This window comes from Streptomyces echinoruber (assembly GCF_014651135.1).
GTDB classification, from domain to species: Bacteria; Actinomycetota; Actinomycetes; order Streptomycetales; family Streptomycetaceae; genus Streptomyces; species Streptomyces echinoruber.
This window is the reverse complement of the sequence record NZ_BMWH01000008.1, coordinates 41,877-61,818: the sequence shown is the minus strand read 5'-3', so window position 1 is coordinate 61,818 and position 19,942 is coordinate 41,877. Positions and strand designations below refer to the sequence as shown.

Annotated in this window: 19 protein-coding genes and 2 pseudogenes; 18 read left to right on the top strand and 3 right to left on the bottom strand. The window is 73.5% G+C overall.

Going from position 1 to position 19,942, the window contains the following annotated elements; translation table 11 throughout:
* Positions 1-42 precede the first annotated feature (42 nt).
* The 4 genes from IE225_RS12930 (at position 43) to IE225_RS12915 (ending at position 2,728) form a co-directional block, all read left to right on the top strand.
* Positions 43-690 carry an ATP-dependent Clp protease proteolytic subunit gene (locus tag IE225_RS12930; protein ID WP_190057605.1) on the top strand — a complete coding sequence of 216 codons (648 nt, stop codon included), beginning with the start codon at positions 43-45 and terminating at the stop codon, positions 688-690.
* Between the two features lie 8 nt (positions 691-698).
* Complete coding sequence (locus IE225_RS12925; RefSeq protein ID WP_190057604.1) at positions 699-1,007, top strand: hypothetical protein; 309 nt, start codon at positions 699-701, stop codon at positions 1,005-1,007.
* Between the two features lie 522 nt (positions 1,008-1,529).
* Complete coding sequence (locus IE225_RS12920; RefSeq protein ID WP_190057603.1) at positions 1,530-2,003, top strand: C40 family peptidase; 474 nt, start codon at positions 1,530-1,532, stop codon at positions 2,001-2,003.
* A 98-nt stretch (positions 2,004-2,101) separates the two neighbouring features.
* A complete protein-coding gene (locus IE225_RS12915) occupies positions 2,102-2,728 on the top strand; it encodes a DUF6328 family protein (RefSeq protein ID WP_190057602.1) in 627 nt (208 codons plus the stop codon).
* Positions 2,729-3,090: 362 nt separating this feature from the next.
* Here the strand turns inward: IE225_RS12915 and IE225_RS12910 are convergent, their stop codons facing one another.
* Positions 3,091-3,549 carry an ATP-binding protein gene (locus tag IE225_RS12910; protein WP_190057601.1) on the bottom strand — a complete coding sequence of 153 codons (459 nt, stop codon included), beginning with the start codon at positions 3,547-3,549 and terminating at the stop codon, positions 3,091-3,093.
* A gap of 217 nt (positions 3,550-3,766) precedes the next feature.
* On the opposite strand from IE225_RS12910, the gene IE225_RS12905 reads away from it, so the two are divergent.
* Together IE225_RS12905 and IE225_RS12900 are read left to right on the top strand one after the other, a co-directional pair.
* The gene (locus tag IE225_RS12905) at positions 3,767-4,627 is read left to right on the top strand and encodes a helix-turn-helix domain-containing protein (RefSeq protein WP_190057600.1); all 861 of its coding nucleotides are present in this window, start codon (positions 3,767-3,769) and stop codon (positions 4,625-4,627) included.
* Positions 4,628-4,644: 17 nt separating this feature from the next.
* Positions 4,645-4,869 carry a DUF397 domain-containing protein gene (locus tag IE225_RS12900; protein WP_190057599.1) on the top strand — a complete coding sequence of 75 codons (225 nt, stop codon included), beginning with the start codon at positions 4,645-4,647 and terminating at the stop codon, positions 4,867-4,869.
* Between the two features lie 60 nt (positions 4,870-4,929).
* On the opposite strand, the gene IE225_RS12895 is transcribed toward IE225_RS12900, so the two are convergent.
* The gene (locus IE225_RS12895) at positions 4,930-6,057 is read right to left on the bottom strand and encodes an 8-amino-7-oxononanoate synthase (protein ID WP_190057598.1); all 1,128 of its coding nucleotides are present in this window, start codon (positions 6,055-6,057) and stop codon (positions 4,930-4,932) included.
* A 147-nt stretch (positions 6,058-6,204) separates the two neighbouring features.
* Here IE225_RS12895 and bioB point away from each other — a divergent pair, with 147 nt between their 5' ends.
* The 6 genes and pseudogenes from bioB to IE225_RS12865 all read left to right on the top strand — a co-directional run.
* Complete coding sequence (gene bioB, locus IE225_RS12890) at positions 6,205-7,365, top strand: biotin synthase BioB (protein ID WP_190057597.1); 1,161 nt, start codon at positions 6,205-6,207, stop codon at positions 7,363-7,365.
* Positions 7,358-8,653, top strand: a complete 1,296-nt coding sequence (locus IE225_RS12885; RefSeq protein ID WP_190057596.1) for an adenosylmethionine--8-amino-7-oxononanoate transaminase — start codon at positions 7,358-7,360, stop codon at positions 8,651-8,653. Before bioB ends, IE225_RS12885 begins: the two co-directional genes overlap by 8 nt.
* A gap of 1 nt (position 8,654) precedes the next feature.
* The gene (gene bioD / locus IE225_RS12880; protein WP_190057595.1) at positions 8,655-9,413 is read left to right on the top strand and encodes a dethiobiotin synthase; all 759 of its coding nucleotides are present in this window, start codon (positions 8,655-8,657) and stop codon (positions 9,411-9,413) included.
* Positions 9,414-9,551: 138 nt separating this feature from the next.
* Positions 9,552-10,238, top strand: a complete 687-nt coding sequence (locus IE225_RS12875) for a class I SAM-dependent methyltransferase (RefSeq protein WP_190057594.1) — start codon at positions 9,552-9,554, stop codon at positions 10,236-10,238.
* A 366-nt stretch (positions 10,239-10,604) separates the two neighbouring features.
* Complete coding sequence (locus IE225_RS12870) at positions 10,605-11,402, top strand: ABC transporter ATP-binding protein (RefSeq protein ID WP_190057593.1); 798 nt, start codon at positions 10,605-10,607, stop codon at positions 11,400-11,402.
* 3 nt (positions 11,403-11,405) lie between these two features.
* Positions 11,406-12,239 (top strand): annotated as a pseudogene (locus IE225_RS12865) (ABC transporter permease); the annotation flags it as partial.
* Here IE225_RS12865 and IE225_RS12860 read toward each other — a convergent pair.
* Positions 12,217-14,205, bottom strand: coding sequence for a recombinase family protein (locus IE225_RS12860; RefSeq protein ID WP_190057592.1), 1,989 nt, complete (start codon positions 14,203-14,205; stop codon positions 12,217-12,219). The pseudogene IE225_RS12865 and the gene IE225_RS12860 sit on opposite strands and share 23 nt — an antisense overlap.
* Before the next feature lie 247 nt (positions 14,206-14,452).
* Between IE225_RS12860 and IE225_RS12855 the strand changes: the two are divergent.
* The 6 genes and pseudogenes from IE225_RS12855 to IE225_RS12830 form a co-directional block, all read left to right on the top strand.
* Positions 14,453-14,647 (top strand): annotated as a pseudogene (locus IE225_RS12855) (hypothetical protein); the annotation flags it as partial.
* Between the two features lie 106 nt (positions 14,648-14,753).
* Positions 14,754-15,689 carry an LLM class F420-dependent oxidoreductase gene (locus tag IE225_RS12850; protein ID WP_190057591.1) on the top strand — a complete coding sequence of 312 codons (936 nt, stop codon included), beginning with the start codon at positions 14,754-14,756 and terminating at the stop codon, positions 15,687-15,689.
* A 39-nt stretch (positions 15,690-15,728) separates the two neighbouring features.
* On the top strand, positions 15,729-16,193 hold the full coding sequence (locus IE225_RS12845) for a GNAT family N-acetyltransferase (RefSeq protein WP_190057590.1): 465 nt from the start codon (positions 15,729-15,731) through the stop codon (positions 16,191-16,193).
* 287 nt (positions 16,194-16,480) lie between these two features.
* Complete coding sequence (locus IE225_RS12840; RefSeq protein WP_190057589.1) at positions 16,481-17,836, top strand: hemolysin family protein; 1,356 nt, start codon at positions 16,481-16,483, stop codon at positions 17,834-17,836.
* Positions 17,833-18,846, top strand: coding sequence for a hemolysin family protein (locus IE225_RS12835; protein ID WP_190057588.1), 1,014 nt, complete (start codon positions 17,833-17,835; stop codon positions 18,844-18,846). Before IE225_RS12840 ends, IE225_RS12835 begins: the two co-directional genes overlap by 4 nt.
* A 190-nt stretch (positions 18,847-19,036) precedes the next feature.
* Entirely contained in the window at positions 19,037-19,825 is a 789-nt protein-coding gene (locus IE225_RS12830) for an SGNH/GDSL hydrolase family protein (RefSeq protein WP_190057587.1), read from the top strand.
* Positions 19,826-19,942: the final 117 nt, after the last annotated feature.

Genomic DNA, 19,942 nt, shown 5'->3' with positions numbered 1-19,942 from the left:
AAGTCGAGCCGCCGTAGCGCGAGCCGTCGGAAGGGGTGCGCCTTGACCGGACCGTCCGCCCGTCACGTCCTGCCCGAGTTCACCGAACGCACGGCCTACGGGCACCGCACGCTGGATCCGTACGCCAAGCTGCTCGAGGGGCGGATCGTCTTCCTCGGCACGCAGGTCGACGACGCCTCGGCCAACGACGTGATCGCCCAGTTCATGCATCTGGAGCACCAGGCACCGGACCAGGACATCGCGCTGTACATCAACGCGCCGGGCGGCTCCTTCACCGCGATGTCGGCGATCCACGACACGATGCAGTACGTCAGCTGCGACGTGGCGACCTTCTGCCTGGGCCAGGCCGGCTCCTGCGCCGCCGTCCTGCTCGCCGCGGGCACGCCGGGCAAGCGCCACGCCCTGCCGGGCGCACGGGTGACCCTCCGCCAGCCGTCGCTGCCGGAACCGGTGGAGGGGCAGGCGAGCGACCTGGCCATCCAGGCCGGCGAACTGTCCCGGATCCGCACCCGTCTGGAGGAGATGCTCGCCCACCACACCGGCCGCAGCCCCGAGCAGGTGCACGCGGACATCGAGCGGGACCGCATCCTGGACGCCGCGGGCGCCCTGGAGTACGGCCTGGTGGACCGCGTCCTGTCGCGCCGCGACGCCGCCGACGACGCCACCGACGCCGTCTTCGGCGCGAGGTGACCCCGCCGATGCTGCCGCCCGACCTCCCGCCGCTGCCCGCCCTGACCCGCGCCGAGGCCGAGCTGATCGACCGTTACCTCGACGCGGTCGACCTGCTCGGCCGCATCAACCCGGCGCGGCCCGGCGGCACCTACCGCGGCCTCAGGGCCGCCCAGGCGCTGGTGCGCACGGCCGCCGGCCTGCGCGACGCGCTCGCGCTGATGCACCAGCGGGGTGAAACCGAGCTGCACGCCGCAACCCTGGCCCGGGCGTTGCGCGTCCTGGACGGTGAGCGGCGCGTCGCCCGCCTCACCGTGCCGCCGGAGCACACCGGTTGACGCCGTTCGGCGGACACCGATGGACCAGAAGGGATACCCCCCATCGGTGGAGAAGCCGCTGCGCCCACGAGACCGTCCGGCTTGCGCCTCGGGCGTGGACACCGACCGGAACGCGGCGTTCCGACGCTGGTCCGGGGCCCGTCAACGATCTGGACACGCCGCCGGTCGAGCAGATGTCCACCCGAACGGGTGAGTGGTGAGTAACACCACATATCCCCGTTTCCGTTGGGCTTTTCGGACATCCATGCGCCAAGATCCCTGTCGACGACAAGCCCCCGCCACAAGAGGCGGGGCGGTCCGGGCGGACGCCGAGTCCTGCCGCCGCCCGGATGACGGGTCGACAGGAGTGGACCGGCAGGAGTGGAGGACCCAAGCACGACGGGTCGCCGGAGCGGATGCGCACGCTGGTGCGCCGAAGCTCCGAGCGGTCCTTGGGGTGAAGCCGCGGCAACGTGGCCGGGCTACTTCGCCAGCCCGAATCCGACAGGTCATCCTTCACAGGCGGCTGACGAAGGGTGGCGCATGACTGCGCTCAATCGAGTCCCGTCGCTGATGGCCCGGGCCGGTACGGCCTCGGCCCTGACCATCGCCGCCGTGGGCGGCTCCCTCGTGGTGCCCGGCGCCGCCCCCGAGGCGTCCGCCGCGACACCGGCGACGAAGGCACTCCAGGTGGCGGCGTCCAAGAAGGGCGCCCCCTACAAGTGGGGGGCCACCGGACCGCACCGGTTCGACTGCTCCGGGCTCACGCTGTACTCGTTCAAGAAGGCCGGCAAGAAGCTGCCGCGCACGGCGGCCCAGCAGTACAACAAGACGCGGCACATCTCCGCCAGGAACCGCAGGGCCGGAGACCTGGTGTTCTTCCACTCGGGGTCGAACGTGTACCACGTCGGCATCTACGCCGGGAAGAACAAGATCTGGCACGCGCCGAAGACCGGCGACGTCGTCAGACTGCAGAAGATCTGGACCAGGAGCGTCTGGTACGGCCGGGTCGGCTGACCTCGCGGGGCGGCGGCGCCCCGCGGTGCCGCCGCCCCGGCGCGCCCGCCCCCGGTCCGGGCGGGCTTGACCCGGACCGGAACGGTTACCCGTAGGGCATGGAACACCTGGACTCCGGCACCGAGCGCCGGCCCTGCACGGCCCGCAACGAGACGCCGCTGGAGCGCGCCGACCGCAACTTCGGCGAGCTGCTGCAGGAGCTGCGCGTGACGCAGACCGGGGTGCAGATCCTCTTCGCGTTCCTGCTGTCCCTGGCGTTCACGCAGCGCTTCCCGTCGCTGGACACCGTCCAGCGCGCCACGTACGTCGCCACGCTCCTGCTCACCGTGCTCGCCGCCGCGCTGTTCACGGCGCCCGCGGCCCTGCACCGCTCGCTCTTCCAGCGCGGCGCCAAGCCGCGCATCGTGCAGGTCTCCTCGCGGCTGGCCACGGCCGGCATGAGGGTGCTGGTGCTGGCGTTCACCGGATCGGTGATGCTCGTCGTCGACGTCACCACCGACCGGGCCGGCGGAATCGCGGCCAGCGCGGCCACCTTCCTGGTGTGCCTGGGGCTGTGGTGGCTGCTGCCCCGCCTGGTGCTCCGGGCGGGCCTGACCGGGGAGCGGCAGCCGGCGGGCGGCTCACCGGAGCCGGCACGGCCGGCGGCGCGCGTCAGCGCCCAGCGGACGCCCGCAACGGTTCGAGGAGCAGCGTCGCACCGAGAGCCGCCGGTGCACCGCCGGTGACCGCCTGCAGGACGTGGGCCGGCCGGGGCACGTCCTGGCCGAGGGATCGGGTCGGCTGCCGCCGGCGGAGCCGGCTGGCCGGCCGCTGATCAGCATGGCCCCGCGGCACCCGGCCCGGCGGGGGTGGAGGAGGCGCTGGCGCGGGCGGGGGCCGCACCGTCGGTACTGGTCGCCACGCCCGGGCACGCCCTGGTGTGCGTTCTGGTCAGCGCGAGGCCCGGGGCCGCGGTCGTGCCGCGCAGCAGGGCCGGCAGTGAGGACGTGTGGCGGCTTCTTCGCCGGGTCCGGCCCACGAACCGACCGGAACGGCGGAACCGGCGGCGACGAGGGGAAGGGGCGGGGAACCGGGCGGACGGACGGAGCTACGCCTCCTGCTGTCCGGCCGCCGGGACTGCTCGTGCCCGGACCGTCCACGGCAGTTCGACGCAGATGGTCTTGCCGCCCTCGCGGGTGGGCGTGACGCTCATCCGGCCGCCGCTCTCCGCGGTGAGCCAGCGGATGATGACCATGCCGCGGCCGTTGTCCTGCTGGACGGCGGCGGGCAGGCGTCTGGGAAAGCGGGGGTGGCTGTCGGTGACGCCGATGCGCAGGTGTTCGTCGCGTTCCAGGGCGAGGTCGACGGTGAAGGTGGGGGACTGCCCGAAGGTGTGCTGCACGGCGTTGGTGACCAGTTCGGAGACGATGAGCCGGATCGTGTCGGCGGTCTCGGATTGCGGCGGCAGGCCCCACTCCGCCAGGGTGCCGACGACGTGGGAGCGGGCCGCGGAGACCGAGGCGGGATCGCTCGGCAGAGTGATGGAGGCTTCCAGATGGTCTGCCATGGCGATGTCGTCCCTTTCCCGCGGGACCGACGGGTCCCCCGCGAAGCGGTCGGTTTCGAGTACGGTCCCGGACTGGTGGTTCGCCCGTCAGACTGCCACTGCGGCGCCCCGTACGGATGGCGATCCACCAAGATATGCATATATCTGTCGCCCGATGCGGTGAACTCTGCAACGGCAGAGCGTATGCGGGCGGCTCATACGGAGTAGGGAGCGGCCCATGCAGCACGGCCCCGCGGTGCGCCGCCGGAAACTGGGCGCCGAACTGCGCGCACTGCGCGCCCGTGCGGGTCTCACGAGCGGTGAGGCGGCCCGGCTGGTGGGCTGGCACCAGTCGAAGGTGAGCCGGATCGAGACCGGCGCGAGCGGGGTGAAACCCTCCGACGTACGGCTGCTCCTGGACGCCTACGGCGTCGGCGATCCCCAACTGCGCGAGTTGCTGGTGGTGTTGGCGGGCTCGGACGACGGCGACGGCCGGCACCACTGGTGGCACGCCTACCGCGGGGTGCTGCCGCCCACCTACCGGGACTTCATCAGCCTGGAGTCGCAGGCGAGCGCGATGCGCACGCTGGAGACCACGGTCGTGCCGGGGCTGCTGCAGACGCCGGAGTACGCCCGGGCGGTGACCCGGGCGGCGGTGGAGGGCGCCACCGAGGAGCGTCTGGACGCGCTGGTGCGGGTGCGGCTGGCGCGGCAGGACGTGCTGCGGGCGGATCCGCCGCTCAGGCTGAGCGCGGTGCTGGACGAGGCCGTGCTGCGGCGGGAGGTGGGCGGTCCGGAGGTGATGGCGCGTCAACTGGAGCGGCTCGTCGAGGCGGCCCGGCTGCCGCACGTGCGCCTGCAGGTGCTGCCGTTCTCCGCGGGAGCGCACATAGGCGTCACCGGCCCTTTCGTCATCTTCTCGTTTCCGCGCACTTCCGATCTGGATGTGGTCGTTCTCGACCACTTGACGAGTAGCCTCTACCTCGAGCGGAAAGAAGACCTCCGGGCCTATGCCGAGGCCTTCAACGCCCTTCGGCGACACGCTCTTTCACCCGAGGAATCGCTGGATTTCATCGCCGCCGTCGCCGGAGCCGGGTGACGCGCAAAGGAGGCGCCATGTCCGCACCGCCCCGGACTCTTGCATCCAGTACCCGTCTGCTCGGAGTGCGGTGGCTGCGCAGCAGCTACAGCACCGGAGCCAACAACTGCGTCGAGACGGCCCGCCCCGCCTCCGGCCCGTGGGCCGGGCTGCTTGCCGTGCGCGACTCCAAGGCCCCGGCCGGGCCCGCGCTGCTGTTCACCCCGGCCAGTTGGAGGGAGTTCCTCACCGCCGTGCGGTGATCCCGGCCGCGTCCGGCCCGAGTGGTCCCCGACTGCGGCGCACGGCCGTGCCACGCCGACTCACGGTCGCACGCCGACGATCACCCGGACCGCCCGGTCGAGCTGCTCCCGCGTCAGATCGGCGCGGGCGGTCAGCCTGAGCCGGGAGACGCCGTCGGGCACGGAGGGCGGCCGGAAGCAGCCCACGGCCACTCCGGCCGCCCGGCACGCGGCCGCCCAGCCGACGGCCGCCTCCGGCGACGGGGCCCGCACCGACACCACGGCGGCGTCCGGCCGTACCGCCTCCAGGCCCGCGGCCGTGAGGCGGGCGTGCAGCCCGGCCGCGGCCTCGCGCACCCGCGCCGCCCGGTGCGGTTCGCGGCGCAGCAGCCGCAGGGCCGCCAGGGCCGCCCCGGCCGCGGCGGGGGCGAGCCCGGTGTCGAAGATGAACGTCCGCGCCGTGTTGACCAGATGGTCCACCACCCGCGCGGGGCCGAGGACCGCGCCGCCCTGGCTGCCCAGCGACTTCGACAGCGTCACCGTCGCCACCACGTCGGCCGCGCCCGCGAGCCCCGCCGCGTACGGCGCGCCGCGCCCGCCGTCGCCCAGGACGCCCAGCCCGTGCGCGTCGTCGACCACCAGCCCCGCGCCGTGTTCCCGGCACGCCCGCGCCAGTTCGGCCAGCGGGGCGGCGTCGCCGTCGACGGAGAACACCGTGTCGGAGACGACGACGGCGGGCCCGTCGTGCGCGCCCAGGGCCTTGCGCACGGCGTCGGCGTCGGCGTGCGGCACGACCTGCGTGGTGCCGCGGGCCAGCCGGCAGCCGTCGATCAGCGAGGCGTGGTTGCCCGCGTCGGAGACGATCAGGGAGCCGTGCGGGGCGAGCGCGGTGACGGCGGCGAGGTTGGCGGCGTAGCCGGAGGAGAAGACCAGGGCCGCCTCGAAGCCGCAGAAGGCGGCCAGTTCGCGTTCGAGTTCGGTGTGCAGGTCGGTGGTGCCGGTGACGAGCCGGGAGCCGGTCGATCCGCCGCCCCAGGTGCGGGCCGCCGCCGCGGCGGCCTCGGTGACCTCGGGGTGGCGGGCGAGGCCGAGGTAGTCGTTGCCCGCCAGGTCGAGCAGCGGCGAGTCGGCCGGGCGGGGGCGCAGGGTGCGGACGAGTCCGGCGCGGCGGCGCGCCGTTGCCTGCTCGTCGATCCAGCCGAACGCCATGGCCCCTCCGGTGCTTTTGTAGGCAGTGCACAGACATTAGCGGCACGACGGTCCGGCCGAGGTGTGGTGATACCCACACGGTGATCTGTCAGTGTTGTGCAAACTCTCCTTGGCCCCGGGCGGCCCCGTAGGACAGGATCGGACCTCATGGACCTGCTGAACACGCTGGTGGACAAGGGGCTTCGGCGCGAGCTGCCGACCCGCGACGAGGCGCTGGCCGTGCTGGCCACCTCCGACGACGACCTGCTCGATGTGGTGGCCGCGGCCGGCAAGGTGCGCCGGCACTGGTTCGGCCGCCGGGTGAAACTCAACTACCTGGTCAACCTCAAGTCCGGCCTGTGCCCCGAGGACTGCTCCTACTGCTCCCAGCGGCTCGGCTCCGAGGCCGGCATCCTGAAGTACACCTGGCTCAAGCCCGAGGAGGCCACGCAGGTGGCGGCCGCGGGCCTGGCCGGCGGCGCCAAGCGGGTCTGCCTGGTGGCCAGCGGGCGCGGCCCGACCGACCGGGACGTGGACCGCGTGTCGCAGACCATCAGGGCCATCAAGGAGCAGCACGGGGACGTCGAGGTGTGCGCCTGCCTGGGGCTGCTCTCCGACGGGCAGGCGGAGCGGCTGCGCGCGGCCGGCGCCGACGCCTACAACCACAACCTCAACACCTCCGAGGCGACGTACGGCGACATCACCACCACCCACACCTACGCCGACCGCGTCGACACCGTGCACAAGGCGCACGCGGCCGGGCTGTCCGCCTGCTCCGGCCTGATCGCCGGCATGGGCGAGAGCGACGAGGACCTCGTCGACGTCGTCTTCGCGCTGCGCGAGCTGGACGCGGACTCCGTTCCGGTGAACTTCCTCATCCCGTTCGAGGGCACCCCGCTGGCCAAGGAGTGGCACCTGACCCCGCAGCGCTGCCTGCGCATCCTGGCCATGGTCCGCTTCGTCTGCCCGGACGTGGAGGTCCGCATCGCCGGCGGCCGCGAGCTGCACCTGCGCACACTGCAGCCGCTGGCCCTGCACATCGCCAACTCCATCTTCCTGGGCGACTACCTCACCAGCGAGGGCCAGGCCGGCAAGGCGGACCTGGAGATGATCGCGGACGCCGGGTTCGAGGTGGAGGGCGCCGACCAGGTGACGCTGCCCGAGCACCGGAGGGGCGGCGGCTGCCACGGCAGCGCCCCGTCCGCCTGCCACGAGGGCGGCGGGGTGTGCGGTACGGCCGCCCCGGTGCCGTCGGCCGACGAGCCGCGCACCGACCTGGTGGCCGTCCGCCGCCGCGGCGCCGGAACGGACCTGCCGCCCAATGCCTGACCTCGGCCTGCCCACGCTCGGCCTGCCCGAGCTGCTGGAACTGGACCGCCGGCACGTCTGGCACCCCTACGGCCCGATGCCCGGCCGGCAAGAGCCGCTGGTCGTGGAGTCGGCGAGCGGAGTGCGGCTCAGGCTCGCGGACGGCTCGGGCGAACTGGTCGACGGCATGGCGTCGTGGTGGTCGGCGATCCACGGCTACAACCACCCGGTGCTCAACGAGGCCGCCCGCGAGCAGCTCGCGCGGATGAGCCACGTGATGTTCGGCGGGCTCACCCACGAGCCCGCCGTCCGCCTCGCGAAGCTCCTCGTCGACCTGTCGCCCGAGGGTCTGGAGCACGTCTTCCTCGCCGACTCCGGGTCGGTGTCGGTCGAGGTCGCCCTGAAGATGTGCCTGCAGTACTGGCGCTCGCTCGGCCGACCGGAGAAGCGGCGCCTGCTGACCTGGCGGGGCGGCTACCACGGCGACACCTGGCACCCGATGTCCGTGTGCGACCCCGAGGGCGGGATGCACGAGCTGTGGGCCGGGGCGCTGCCGCGCCAGGTGTTCGCGGACGCGCCGCCGGCCGCGTACGAGGAGGCGTACGCCGGCCACCTGCGGGAGCTGGTGGAGCGGCACGCGCACGAACTGGCCGCGGTGATCGTGGAACCGGTGGTGCAGGGCGCGGGCGGGATGCGCTTCCACTCCCCCGCCTACCTGCGGGTGCTGCGCGAGGCGTGCGACGCGCACGACGTGCTGCTGGTGTTCGACGAGATCGCCACCGGGTTCGGCCGCACCGGCGCGCTGTTCGCGGCGGACCACGCGGCCGTCGCCCCGGACGTGATGTGCGTCGGCAAGGCGCTGACCGGCGGATACCTGACGATGGCGGCGACGCTGTGCACCTCCCGCGTGGCCGAGGGGATCTCCCGGGGCGAGGTGCCGGTGCTGGCGCACGGGCCGACGTTCATGGGCAATCCGCTGGCGGCGGCCGTGGCGTGCGCCTCGATCGGACTGCTGCTCGGCCAGGACTGGCGTGCCGAGGTCAAGCGGATCGAGACCGGGCTGCGCGAGGGACTGGCGCCCGCCGCCGGACTGCCGGGGGTACGGGACGTGCGGGTCCTGGGCGCGATCGGGGTGGTCCAGCTCGACCACCCGGTGGACATGGCGGCGGCGACGCGGGCCGCGGTGCGCGAGGGCGTGTGGCTGCGCCCGTTCCGCGACCTGGTGTACACGATGCCGCCGTACGTGACGGAAGACGAGGACGTGGCGCGGATCGCGCGCGCGGTGTGCGCGGCGGCGCGGGAGGGATGAGATGCCGGTACTGGTGATCACGGGTACGGGCACGGAGATCGGCAAGACGGTCACGACCGCCGCCGTCGCCGCGGCCGCGGTCGCGGCCGGCCGGTCGGTGGCCGTGCTGAAGGCCGCGCAGACCGGGCTGCGGCCCGGGGAACGCGGGGACGCCCAGGAGGCGGCGCGGCTGTCGGGCGCCCCAACAGCCGTCGAGGTCGCCCGGTTCCCCGAGCCGCTGGCGCCGGCCACGGCCGCGCGCCGGGCCGGACTGGCCCCGGTGCATCCGCACGAAGTGGCCGAGACCGCCGCCAAGTTGGCCACCGAGCACGACCTGGTACTGGTCGAGGGCGCGGGCGGCCTGCTGGTGCGCTTCGACGCGGCGGGCGGCACCCTCGCCGACGTGGCCGCGCAGTTGGCGGCCCCGGTGCTGGTGGTCGCCCCGGCCGGGCTGGGCACGCTGAACGCCACCGAGCTGACGGCCCGTGAACTGCGTTCCCGGGACATCGAGTTGCTGGGGGTCGTGATCGGCAGCTGGCCGCCCTCGCCCGGCCTGGCCGAGCGGTGCAACGTCGCCGACCTGCCCGAGGTGGCCGGCGCCCCGCTGCTGGGCGCGCTGCCCGCCGGCGCCGGCGCGCTGGCGCCCGCCGAGTTCCGCGCCGCGGCGCCGGGCTGGCTGGCGCCGCGCCTGGACGGCACCTGGGACGCGGCGGCGTTCACGGTGCGCCAGGCGCCGGCGGCGTACGCGCCGGAAACGGGAGCGCCGGACGCGGCCCGCTGAGCGTCCCGGGCGGGCGTGCGCGGGGCGCGGGTCACGGTCGTACCGACTGGGACCACTGGGCGGGTCCCGGACGGGCGTGCGCCAGGCGCGGACGGGGGACAATCGCCGTAAGGCCCGTCCTCGTCCCGGGAGGTCGCCATGCCGCTCCCCTCCGTCCGCCCGCGCACGGTGCGGCGGGACCCCGTCCACCATCCGCTCTTCGCCCGCTCCTACGCACGCGTCAGCCGGGCGGCCGAGACGAGGCTCGGGATGAGATCCGTGCGGGACCGGCTGCTGGCCGGGCTGTCGGGGCGGGTGATCGAGATCGGCGCGGGCAACGGGCTGAACTTCGCGCGCTACCCGCACACCGTCGCGGAGGTCGTGGCGATCGAACCGGAGCGCACCCTGCGGCAGTTGGCCGTCGAGGCGGCGCTGCGCGCGGAGGTGCCGGTGGACGTGGTGCCGGGTGCGGCGGAGGCCCTGCCGGTCAAGAGCGAGGGCTTCGACGCGGCGGTGGTGTCGCTGGTGCTGTGCAGCGTGCGGGACCTGCCGCGGGCGCTGGGTGAAGTGCGCCGGGTGCTGCGGCCCGGCGGCGAGGTGCGGTTCTTCGAACACGGGCGCGGCGGCGGCAGGGCGATGACGACCACCCAGCGCGCCCTGGACCGCATGGGGTGGCCGCTGCTGAACGGCAACTGCCACCTCTCCCGCGACCCGGTCGCCGCGCTGCGCGACGCGGGTTTCGTGCTCGGCCCCTACCGGCGGCTGATGCTCCCGGAGACGGGCCCGACCCTGCCCACCTCCTCCTGCGTCCTCGGCACGGCCTGGCGCCCGCCGGCCGGCGCCTGAACCAGCCGGTCCTCTCTCCTTCTTCCTCTCTCCTCTCCTCCCGTCCGCCTGGAGGTCTTCTCCTCCCGTCCGCCCGGAGAGCGGGCCGGGCCGCGCCGCGCGCGGCGGTGTCCCGCCGGAACGGTTCCCGTGTGGCGGCTCCCACCGGCTCCGCACCGGCGGGGACGCGCCCGCGGGCGAAAAATGCCCCTTACACCGGTCTGCGGGGCCCGACCCGAGGCGGAGCGCGGCTCGGTCCCAGGGGGGATACCGGGTGTGCGCCCGGTCACACTACCCTCGGCCGGGACAGGGGTCCGGCGGGTCCGCGCGCCGCGGAGACCGGGCCCGCGCACCGCGCGCGTACCGGAACGGAGCGAGGAGGCGGTCTTGTCCACATCCACTGCGGACCATGTCCCGGGCCGGGCGCCGGCCGGTGCGGCCGCGGCCCGGGCCCGCGGGCTGACCAAGGCCTACGGCTCGGGCGAGACGGCAGTGCTCGCCCTGGACGCGGTGGACGTGGACATCGCACGCGGCCGGTTCACCGCCGTCATGGGGCCCTCGGGCTCCGGGAAGTCCACGCTGCTGCACTGCCTGGCCGGGCTGGACACCGTCTCCGCCGGCCAAGTGTGGATCGGCGACACCGAGATCACCGGGCTGAAGGAGCGGGAGCTGACGCGGCTGCGGCGGGACCGGGTCGGGTTCGTCTTCCAGTCGTTCAACCTGGTTCCGACGCTGACGGCGCTGGAGAACATCACGCTGCCGATGGACATCGCGGGCCGCAGGCCGGACGAGAAGTGGATCGACGAGGTGATCGACACGCTGGGCCTGCGCGACCGCCTGGGCCACCGCCCCGCGCAGCTCTCCGGCGGCCAGCAGCAGCGCGTGGCCTGCGCCCGCGCCCTGGCCTCGCGCCCGGAGCTGATCTTCGCCGACGAGCCGACCGGCAACCTCGACTCGCGCTCCGGGCAGGAGGTGCTGGGCTTCCTGCGCCAGTCCGTGGACAGGCTCGGCCAGACGGTGGTGATGGTCACCCACGACCCGGTGGCCGCCGCCCGGTCCGACCTGGTGCTGTTCCTGGCGGACGGCAGGATCGTGGACGAGATGGAGCGGCCCACGGCGGAGGCGGTGCTGGAGCGGATGAAGCGGTTCGACGCGGTGCGCGGCGCGGTGCCCGGGGAGGGGTGACCCGTGCTGAAGGCGTCGCTGAGGAGCTTCCTCGCGCACAAGGGCCGGCTGCTGCTGTCGGCCCTCGCGGTGGTTCTGTCCGTGGCGTTCGTCGCGGGCAGCCTGATCTTCTCCGACACCGTCGGCCGCACCTTCGACCGCCTCTTCGCCTCCACCGCGGCCGATGTCACCGTGGAGCCCCGGCAGGATCTGCGCTCCTCCGTCCCCACCGGCGCCACCCCGACCCTGCCCGCCGCCCTCGCGGCCCGCCTGGAGCGGGTCGACGGGGTGGCGGCCGCCCACGTGGACGCGGCCACCGACCAGGTCACCGTCGTCGACCGGCACCACGACGCGGTGGGCCCGACGACGGGCGCCCCCACCGTCGTCCGCAACTGGTACCCCTCCCCCCACCGGGCGGTGCGGCTCACCTCCGGCCGTGCCCCGCGCGCCGGCGAGGCCCTGATCGACGCGGAGACCGCCGACCGCCGGCACGTGCACATCGGCGATCCGCTGACGATGATGGCCCAGCCCGGCGTCTTCACGGTGCGCGTCGTCGGCATCGTCACCTTCACCACCACCAACCCGGGGACCGCCCTCGTCTACCTCGACACCCCGACCGCGCAGACCCGGCTGCTCGGCTCCCCGGCCCGTGCCACGAGCATCTCCGTGGACGCCGCCGAGGGGGTGGGCCACCCGGTGCTCAAGCGGCGGGTCACCGCGGCCCTCGGCTCCGCGACCGCCGGCTCCGGTGCGGCCTACGACGTCCGGACCGCCGACGAGCAGGCGAAGTCGGACGCCGAGCAGCTCGGCACCTTCCTCGACGTGATCAAGTACGTCATGCTCGGCTTCGCAAGCCTCCGCCCAGGTTCTGCTCTGCGTCTAGCAGCAGCTCCGGAATCACCCAGGTACGGATGGACATGGACGGAGCCACCCACGGCCGGAAGGGCTCCACTCCTCCACGGTCGGCCAGACGGTCCATGGCCTGCTCCCACAAGCCCGTCTTGTGCCACCGGGTCCACATCGTGTGCACCGAGGGCCCATGCCCGTACTCTGCAGGCAGCTTGGCCCACTGCACGCCCGTACGGGCCTTGTAGAGAAGGCCATCGACGACCTTCCGGACGTCGTACTTGCGCAGCTTCGGAAACAGGTCGGCCACGGCCTGCCATGCCTCGTCCGTCATCTCCGGCACCAGGCGCCCGTTCTCGCGGAACCACCCGGCCAGGGCACAGGGTGTACCGGCTCGCCCCTGCCGGGCATTCCCCTTCACAGTGACCGTGGTGTCCAACAGCTCCAGAAGGCGCCGCTTCTGCTCAGGCTTCAGGTTCTCCAGCCGTTTGTGGGCCGTCTCGGCCAGCTGAAGCAAATCCCTGGCCCTTTGGCCGGCTTCTGCCGTCTCGGCCGCCCACGCCTCCGTTTCGGCCTTCAGGCTCTCCAGACTGGCCAGCTCCTCGTTCAGGGGGCGGACGGCTGCCGCCGCCTGCGCTTCCGCGTCTTCGTCCGTGGCTCCTTCGGCGATGGCTTCGCGAATGGCCAGGGACATCGTGACGGTCTTGGTCCTGCGGAGCGTCTTGATCTGCTTCTCCAGGTCGGCGATCCGCTCGGCGTGGTTGATGTTCTGCCCCTGGTTGACGCCGGTCCAGTCTTCGGCCACTTTCCGCAGCCGCTCAATGTCGCCCAGCGCCTCGCAGAACTTGGACCACACCGCCTCTTCGGTCACATCGGCTTCAAGGAAGAGGCAGTCGCAGCCGTGACCTCCGGCGGAGGCCGATCCGTTGCATCGGTAGCCGGGCGTCTTCCCGTTCTTCAGGTGCCCGGTGTACTTCTCCCCGCAAGGGGAGATCAGCCGACTGCTGAGGATGTAGACCCTGCCCCGCCTGACAGGAGGAGCCTTTTTCACGAGCTGCGCCGCCTCCAACAGCTCTGCGCGCTCTTCCTCACTGAAGATGGGCGGCAGCTCGATGACGACGGATTCGCCGTACATCGGTTTCCCGTCGCGGTCCAGCTTCGCCTTCTTCTCCTTGCGGAAGATGATCCTGGAGTTGAGGACCGGGTCCCCCAGCATAATCTTCTGCAGGTTCCGGTGACTCCAGGGCTTCCCGGAGCGGGTGAAGAGCCCTTCGGCGTTCAGAACGGCCGCAGTATCGGGCCAGCTCTTCTTGGCCACGAAGACCGTGCGCGCTCTGCGCAGGGTGGGCAGATCCGCTTCCTTGACCACGAGGCGGGATTCACCCTTGACGCCCTGATTCTCAACCTCGTACCCGAAGGGGACGAAACCACCCGTGTACCCGCCCTCTTCGGCCTTCTCCTGAAGGCCGCCCTGCGTGCGGTCACGAATGATGATCCGCTCGTCTTCGGCGCGGTCGGCCGCCTTGCGCATGCGTGAGCGGCCCTCGTCGGTGGTGTTGTCGTAGTCGCCCTTGACGATGGCGGTGAAGATGCCGAGGTCTTCCAGTTCCCACACCCAGGGCCAGAAGGCCCGGTCGGCGCGGCCGATGGCGCGCTCTTCGTGGACGGCCACTAGATCGAAGGGGCGCGGCTTCTGCCGGGCCAGCTCCATGAGACGGCCGAGGTCCGGACGCTGCGTATGGTCCAGGCTGCCACTGAAGCCCTCGTCCGCGAAGACATCGACCAGCGCCCAGCCCTTCTTGGCGATGTGCCTGACCACGCGTTTGCCGGTGTAGGAGATGCCGTAGCCCTTCTTCTGGTCCTCGGTGGAGACTCGGAGGTAGGCGACAGCCCGGAGCTGTCCGGGCTCCGCCGTCTTGAGTACAGCGTCGATGGCGGTGAGCAGCCTCTGCTTCTCGTCCGTGAGAACCTGGTTCATGTCAGTCCCTTCGCGACTGGCCAGACCCCGGGGCGTTGCCGCGCCGCCGGGGTCACCCATGTGGCGGCATTATGTCGTCCCCTCAGCCGCCGGGGGGACCAAACAGGATCTCCAGCACTTCTCGGTAGATCATGGGGATTGGACTCTCTGGCCATGAGCGTGATGTCCACCTTCGGCTCGGGGTCGTCCCCGAAGTGGTCCCTCAGCCACTGGCCGGCCTCCTCGACCGGCAGGGTTGTCCCGTTGACTGGCTCTGGGCCTGGTGTGGGGCGTGTGCCTGCAGCAGGTGCTCGCGCTGGAGGGCATGACGGCGTTCGCCGTTCCCTGGGGCACGATCGTCGCGGTCGTGGTCGGTTCGGCGGTGGTCGGTGTGGTGGCGGCGCTGCTGCCCGCGCTGCGCGCCTCCCGGATGAACGTGCTGGCGGCCATCGCCCACGAGTGAGGCGGCGCCGGCCTGCCTACGCCGTGGGCAGAAACGGCTCGCCCGGCGGCACCGAAGGTGGTGGAGTACGGAGCGTCACCGCCGCGCGACGCATGAGGGAGATCCGATGACCCGTCCGTTCCGTTTCGGCGTCAATCTGCTGGAGCCCGCCTCCGCCGCCGAGTGGCGCGCCAAGTGCCGCCGCGCCGAGGAGCTCGGCTACGACGTGCTGCTCGTCCCCGACCACCTCGGTCTGCCCGCGCCGTTCCCGGCGCTGGTGGCCGCCGCGGAGGCGACAGAGCGGCCGCGGGTGGGCACGTTCGTCCTCAACGCCGGCTTCTGGAACCCGGCGCTGCTGGCCCGCGAGGTGGCCACCACCGACGCGCTGACCGGCGGGCGCCTGGAACTCGGCCTGGGCACCGGCTACGTGCGGGCCGAGCACGACACGGCCGGGCTGCCGTTCGGCTCGCCACGCGAGCGCGTGGACCACCTGCGGCGCACCGTGGAGGAACTGGAGAAGCTGCTCGGCTCGCCGGACCACCGGCCGCGCCCGCGGCAGGCGCGGGTGCCCCTGCTGATCGGCGGCAACGGCGACCGCGTGCTGCGGCTGACCGCCGAGCACGCCGACGTGGCGGCGTTCACCGGGGCCAGGCCGGCGCCCGGCAGCGCGACCGGCCTGGCGCCGATCACGGCGGAGGAGCTGGACGAGCGGATGGCCCGCTACCGGGAGTTCGCGGCCGGCCGGCGCGCGCCCGCCGAGCTGAACCTGCTGATCCAGCGGGTGGTCGTCACCGAGGACCGCGAGGCCGCCGCCGAGCCGCTGCTGCGGCACCTGCCGGACCTCACCCGGGAGCAGGTGCTGGGCCTGCCGATCTTCCTGTTCGGCACGCTGGAGGAGATCGTCGCCCAGGTGCGGGCGCAGCGCGAGCGGTACGGCTTCACGTACCTGACCGTGCTGGAGTCGTCGATGGAGGCGTTCGCGCCGGTGATGGCGGCGCTGCGCGCCGAGGAGCGGCCGGCGTCCGCACAGCGGAATTCCGCCGTGCCGGGGAGCCGGGCGTGATGGGATCACCGTATGAGTGATGCCCCTGCTGATCCGCGCATGAGTGATGCCCCTTCTGGTCCGCGTACGGGTGATGCCCTCCTTGATCTGCGCATCCGTGCCGCGACCGGCGCCGACTCCGGCACCGTGCTGGCGTTCTGGAGGACGGCCGCCGAGGGCACCAGCATCAGCGACGACCGGGAGGGCGTGGAGCGGCTGGTCGCCCGCGATCCCGAGGCGTTGCTGCTGGCCGAGCTGGGCGGCGAGCTGGTCGGCACGGTGATCGCCGGCTTCGACGGCTGGCGCTGCCACCTGTACCGGCTCGCGGTCCACCCCGGCCACCGCCGCCGCGGCATCGCCTCGGCGCTGCTGGCCGCCGCGCAGGAGCGGTTCGTGCGGCTCGGGGGCCGCCGGGCGGACGCCATGGTGCTGACCGGCAACGAGACGGCGCACCGCGCCTGGCGGGCGGCCGGGTACGGGCCGCAGGAGCAGTGGCGGCGCTGGGTCAAGCCGCTCACCGGGTGAAGTCGCTCGGCGGGTGAGGCCGCTCAGCGGGCGGCCGTTCATCGGGTGAAACCGCTCGGCGGACGAGACTCACCGGGTGAGGCCGCTCGGTGGGCGGCCGTTCACCGGTGGACGCCGGACCGCGTCACCGGCTCACCCTCGCCCGCTTCTTTGCTCATCCTTTACCGTGGGAGGAGCACTCGGTCCCCCATGAAAGGTTGTGAGCGTCCGCCCATGGGCGATCCTCCCCGTACGCGCCACCGCACGCCCCTTCCCCGCCCGTCCGGTCCCGGCAGGGGGGTGGCCCGGTGACCGAAGTGCTCCTGCTGCTGGTGGCGGTGCTGCTGTCGCTGGCCTGCGGCGCGTTCGTCGCCGCCGAGTTCTCGCTGACCACGGTCGAGCGCGGCGAGCTGGAGCGGGCCGCGGAGCGCGGTGAGGGCGGCGCGGCCGGCGCCCTGAAGGCCGTACGGAACCTCACCTTCCAGCTCTCCGGGGCGCAGCTCGGCATCACCGTCACCAACCTGGTGGTCGGCATGCTCGCCGAGCCATCGATCGCGCGGCTGCTCGCGGGCCCGCTGCAGGCCCTCGGCGCCTCGCGGGCGACGGCGTCCTCCGTCGCGCTGGTGCTGGGCACGGCGCTGTCCACGGTGTTCCTGATGGTGGTCGGCGAACTGGTGCCCAAGAACTGGGCGATCTCCGCGCCGCTGACCATGGCCCGGCGGGTGGGCAACCCGCTGCGCTGGTTCAGCGCCGTCTTCCGCCCGTTCATCGCCCACCTGAACAACGCCGCCAACCGCCTGGTGCGCCGCCTCGGCGTCGAGCCCGCCGAGGAGCTGGCCTCCGCGCGCGGCCCGCAGGAGCTGGCGGTGCTGGCCCGGCACTCGGCCCGCGAGGGCGCCCTGGAGCCGGACACCGCCGAGCTGTTCGTGCGCACCCTGAACCTGGCCGACCTCACCGCGGAGAACGTGATGACCCCGCGCGTCCGGGTCGTCGCCCTGGAGTCCCAGGCGACCTGCGAGGACGTGGCGAACGCGACCCGCGCCACCGGCCTGTCCCGCTTCCCCGTCTACCGCGGCACCCTCGATTCGGTGATCGGCACCGCCCATGTCAAGGACGTGCTCGCGCTGCCCGCGCACCGCCGGGCCCGGGTGCCCGTCGCGGAGATCATGCGCGAGCCGCTGTTCGTGCCGGAGTCGCTGACCGTGGACCGGCTGCTGGACCGGCTGTCCGGCAGGCGCACCATGGCGGTCGTCATCGACGAGTACGGCGGCACGGCCGGCGTGGTGACCCTGGAGGACATCGTCGAGGAGGTCGTCGGCGAGGTGCGCGACGAGCACGATCCGCTGGAGACGCCCGACCTCGTCCCTGCCGGCGCCGACGCCGAGGGCCACGCGCTGTACTCGGCGGACGGTTCGGCCCGCGTCGACCAGCTGACGCGGGTGGGGCTGCGGGTGCCCGAGGGGCCGTACGAGACCCTGGCCGGCCTGGTCGCCACCGAGCTGGGCCGGATCCCCGCCGTCGGCGACTCGATCGAGGTCGCCGGCTGGCGCATGGACGTCGTGGACGCCGCCGGCCGCCGGGCCGCGCGCGTCCTGCTGCACGCGCCGCTGGACGACGAGCGCGGCGGCCCGGCGGGCCGCACGAAGGAGGCGCAGGGCCGATGACCGCGGTACAACTGCTGATCGGTCTGGCGACCCTCGTCGTCAACGCCTTCTTCGTGGGCGCCGAGTTCGCGCTGATCTCGGTGCGCCGCAGCCAGATCGAGCCGTACGCGGAGGAGGGCGACCGGCGCGCGAGGGCCGTGCTGTGGGGCCTGGAGCACGTCTCCGCGCTCCTGGCGGCCGCGCAGCTGGGCATCACGCTGTGCACGCTGGTCCTCGGTGTGGTGGCGGAGCCCGCCATCGAGCACCTGCTGGAGCCGGTGTTCCACGCGCTCGGCGTGCCCGCGGGCGCGGGCCGCGCGGTGTCGTTCGTGATCGCCCTGGTGCTGGCGACCTACCTGCACATGCTGCTCGGCGAGATGGTGCCGAAGAACGTCGCGCTGGCCGAACCCGTGCGCAGCGCGCTGCTGCTCGGCCCGCCGCTGGTGGGGCTGGCCCGGGCGCTGCGCCCGGTGATCTTCACGGTCAACGCCTTCGCGAACGGGCTGCTGAAGCTGCTGCGGGTGGAGGCGAGGAACGAGGTCGCGGCCACCTTCACGGACACGGAACTGGCCGAGATCGTCAAGGACGCCGGCGAGGCCGGGCTGATCGACGACCGCGCGCAGGAGCGGCTGCACGACGCGCTGGAGCTGGGCAGCCGGCCGGTGCGGGACGTCGTGGTGCCGCTGGAGCGGGTCGTCTACGCCCGCTTGGGCATCACGCCGGAGGAGCTGGAGCGGCTGTCGGCCGACTCCGGTTTCTCCCGCTTCCCGGTGGTCGACGAGGGGCGCCGCATCATCGGGTACCTGCACGTCAAGGACGCGCTGGACGCCCCGCGGCGGGACCTGCCGTTCCGGCTGCGCGACATGCGGCCGATCGCCCGGGTGCGGGAGAACACGCCGCTGGACGACGTGCTCACCGCGATGCGGGGCAGCCGCACCCACCTGGCGGCGGTGCTCGGCGCGGACGGGCGGCTGGCGGGTCTGGTGACGATGGCGGACGTGCTGCGGGAGCTGTTCGGGCAGCAGGTGTGAGCGCGCCGGGAAGCGCGGGCGTGTACGCCGAGGGGCGCGGGGGCGTGCGCGTCCGCCGGGAGGCGCGGGCGCAGGCGCGTGCGCGGGGTGACGCCGACCGGGGCGTGCGCGGGAGGCCGCGGGCGCGGGGGCGAGCGGTGACCGACCGCTTGGTATGCGGCCGGGGCGGCGGGATACCATCGCTCACGCCATGCAGACATCTCCCCCGTACACCAGCCTGGTCGCGGTCGGCGACTCCTTCACCGAGGGCATGTCGGACCTGCTGCCCGACGGCACCTACCGCGGCTGGGCCGACCTCCTCGCGGCCCGTATGGCCGCCCGCACCCCCGGTTTCCGCTACGCCAACCTGGCGGTGCGCGGCAAACTGATCGGGCAGATCCTCGACGAGCAGGTCGACGCGGCCGCCGCGATGCGGGCGGACGTGGTGACCCTGGTGGGCGGCCTGAACGACGCGCTGCGGCCCAAGTGCGACATGGGCCGGGTGCGGGCGCTGCTGACGGAGGCCGTGGAGCGGCTGGCGCCGAACTGCAAGCAACTGGTGCTGATGCACAGCCCCGGCCGCCGGGGCCCCGTCCTGGAGCGGTTCCGCCCCCGCATGGAGGCCCTGTTCGCCTGTATCGACGAACTGGCCGAGCGGCATGGCGCGCTCGTCGTCGACCTGTACGGCGCGCCCGCGCTGGCCGACCCGCGGCTGTGGGACGTGGACCGGCTGCACCTGACCGCCGAGGGCCACCGCCGGGTCGCGGAGGCGGTGTGGCAGACGCTCGGCTACGAGCCGCAGGACCCGGAGTGGGCCACGCCCCTGCCGGCGGACCCGCCGCCGGGCTGGTGGATACGCCGGGCCGCGGACGTCCGGTTCGCCCGGCAGCACCTGCTGCCCTGGATCGGCCGCCGCCTGACCGGCCGTTCCTCCGGCGACGGCCGCCCGCCGAAGCGGCCCGAGCTGCTGCCGTACGACGAGCCGCAGCGGCCGGCGTAGGGGCCGCCGTAGGGGGCGGTGGCCGGCCCGGGGCCCGGTGAGCGCGGCCGGCGCGGGACCCGGCGCCCGTGGCCGGCTCGGGTTCCGGCACCCGTGATCGGCACGGGGTCCGTGACC

Bases quoted from the DNA above. Each gene is read 5' to 3' on its own strand.
- IE225_RS12925 (WP_190057604.1), top strand. From the start codon at position 699: ATGCTGCCGCCCGACCTCCCGCCGCTGCCCGCCCTGACCCGCGCCGAG.
- IE225_RS12920 (WP_190057603.1), top strand. From the start codon at position 1,530: ATGACTGCGCTCAATCGAGTCCCGTCGCTGATGGCCCGGGCCGGTACG.
- IE225_RS12915 (WP_190057602.1), top strand. From the start codon at position 2,102: ATGGAACACCTGGACTCCGGCACCGAGCGCCGGCCCTGCACGGCCCGC.
- IE225_RS12910 (WP_190057601.1), bottom strand. From the start codon at position 3,549: ATGGCAGACCATCTGGAAGCCTCCATCACTCTGCCGAGCGATCCCGCC.
- IE225_RS12905 (WP_190057600.1), top strand. From the start codon at position 3,767: ATGCAGCACGGCCCCGCGGTGCGCCGCCGGAAACTGGGCGCCGAACTG.
- IE225_RS12900 (WP_190057599.1), top strand. From the start codon at position 4,645: ATGTCCGCACCGCCCCGGACTCTTGCATCCAGTACCCGTCTGCTCGGA.
- IE225_RS12895 (WP_190057598.1), bottom strand. From the start codon at position 6,057: ATGGCGTTCGGCTGGATCGACGAGCAGGCAACGGCGCGCCGCCGCGCC.
- bioB (WP_190057597.1), top strand. From the start codon at position 6,205: ATGGACCTGCTGAACACGCTGGTGGACAAGGGGCTTCGGCGCGAGCTG.
- IE225_RS12885 (WP_190057596.1), top strand. From the start codon at position 7,358: ATGCCTGACCTCGGCCTGCCCACGCTCGGCCTGCCCGAGCTGCTGGAA.
- bioD (WP_190057595.1), top strand. From the start codon at position 8,655: ATGCCGGTACTGGTGATCACGGGTACGGGCACGGAGATCGGCAAGACG.
- IE225_RS12875 (WP_190057594.1), top strand. From the start codon at position 9,552: ATGCCGCTCCCCTCCGTCCGCCCGCGCACGGTGCGGCGGGACCCCGTC.
- IE225_RS12860 (WP_190057592.1), bottom strand. From the start codon at position 14,205: ATGAACCAGGTTCTCACGGACGAGAAGCAGAGGCTGCTCACCGCCATC.
- IE225_RS12850 (WP_190057591.1), top strand. From the start codon at position 14,754: ATGACCCGTCCGTTCCGTTTCGGCGTCAATCTGCTGGAGCCCGCCTCC.
- IE225_RS12845 (WP_190057590.1), top strand. From the start codon at position 15,729: ATGAGTGATGCCCCTTCTGGTCCGCGTACGGGTGATGCCCTCCTTGAT.
- IE225_RS12835 (WP_190057588.1), top strand. From the start codon at position 17,833: ATGACCGCGGTACAACTGCTGATCGGTCTGGCGACCCTCGTCGTCAAC.
- IE225_RS12830 (WP_190057587.1), top strand. From the start codon at position 19,037: ATGCAGACATCTCCCCCGTACACCAGCCTGGTCGCGGTCGGCGACTCC.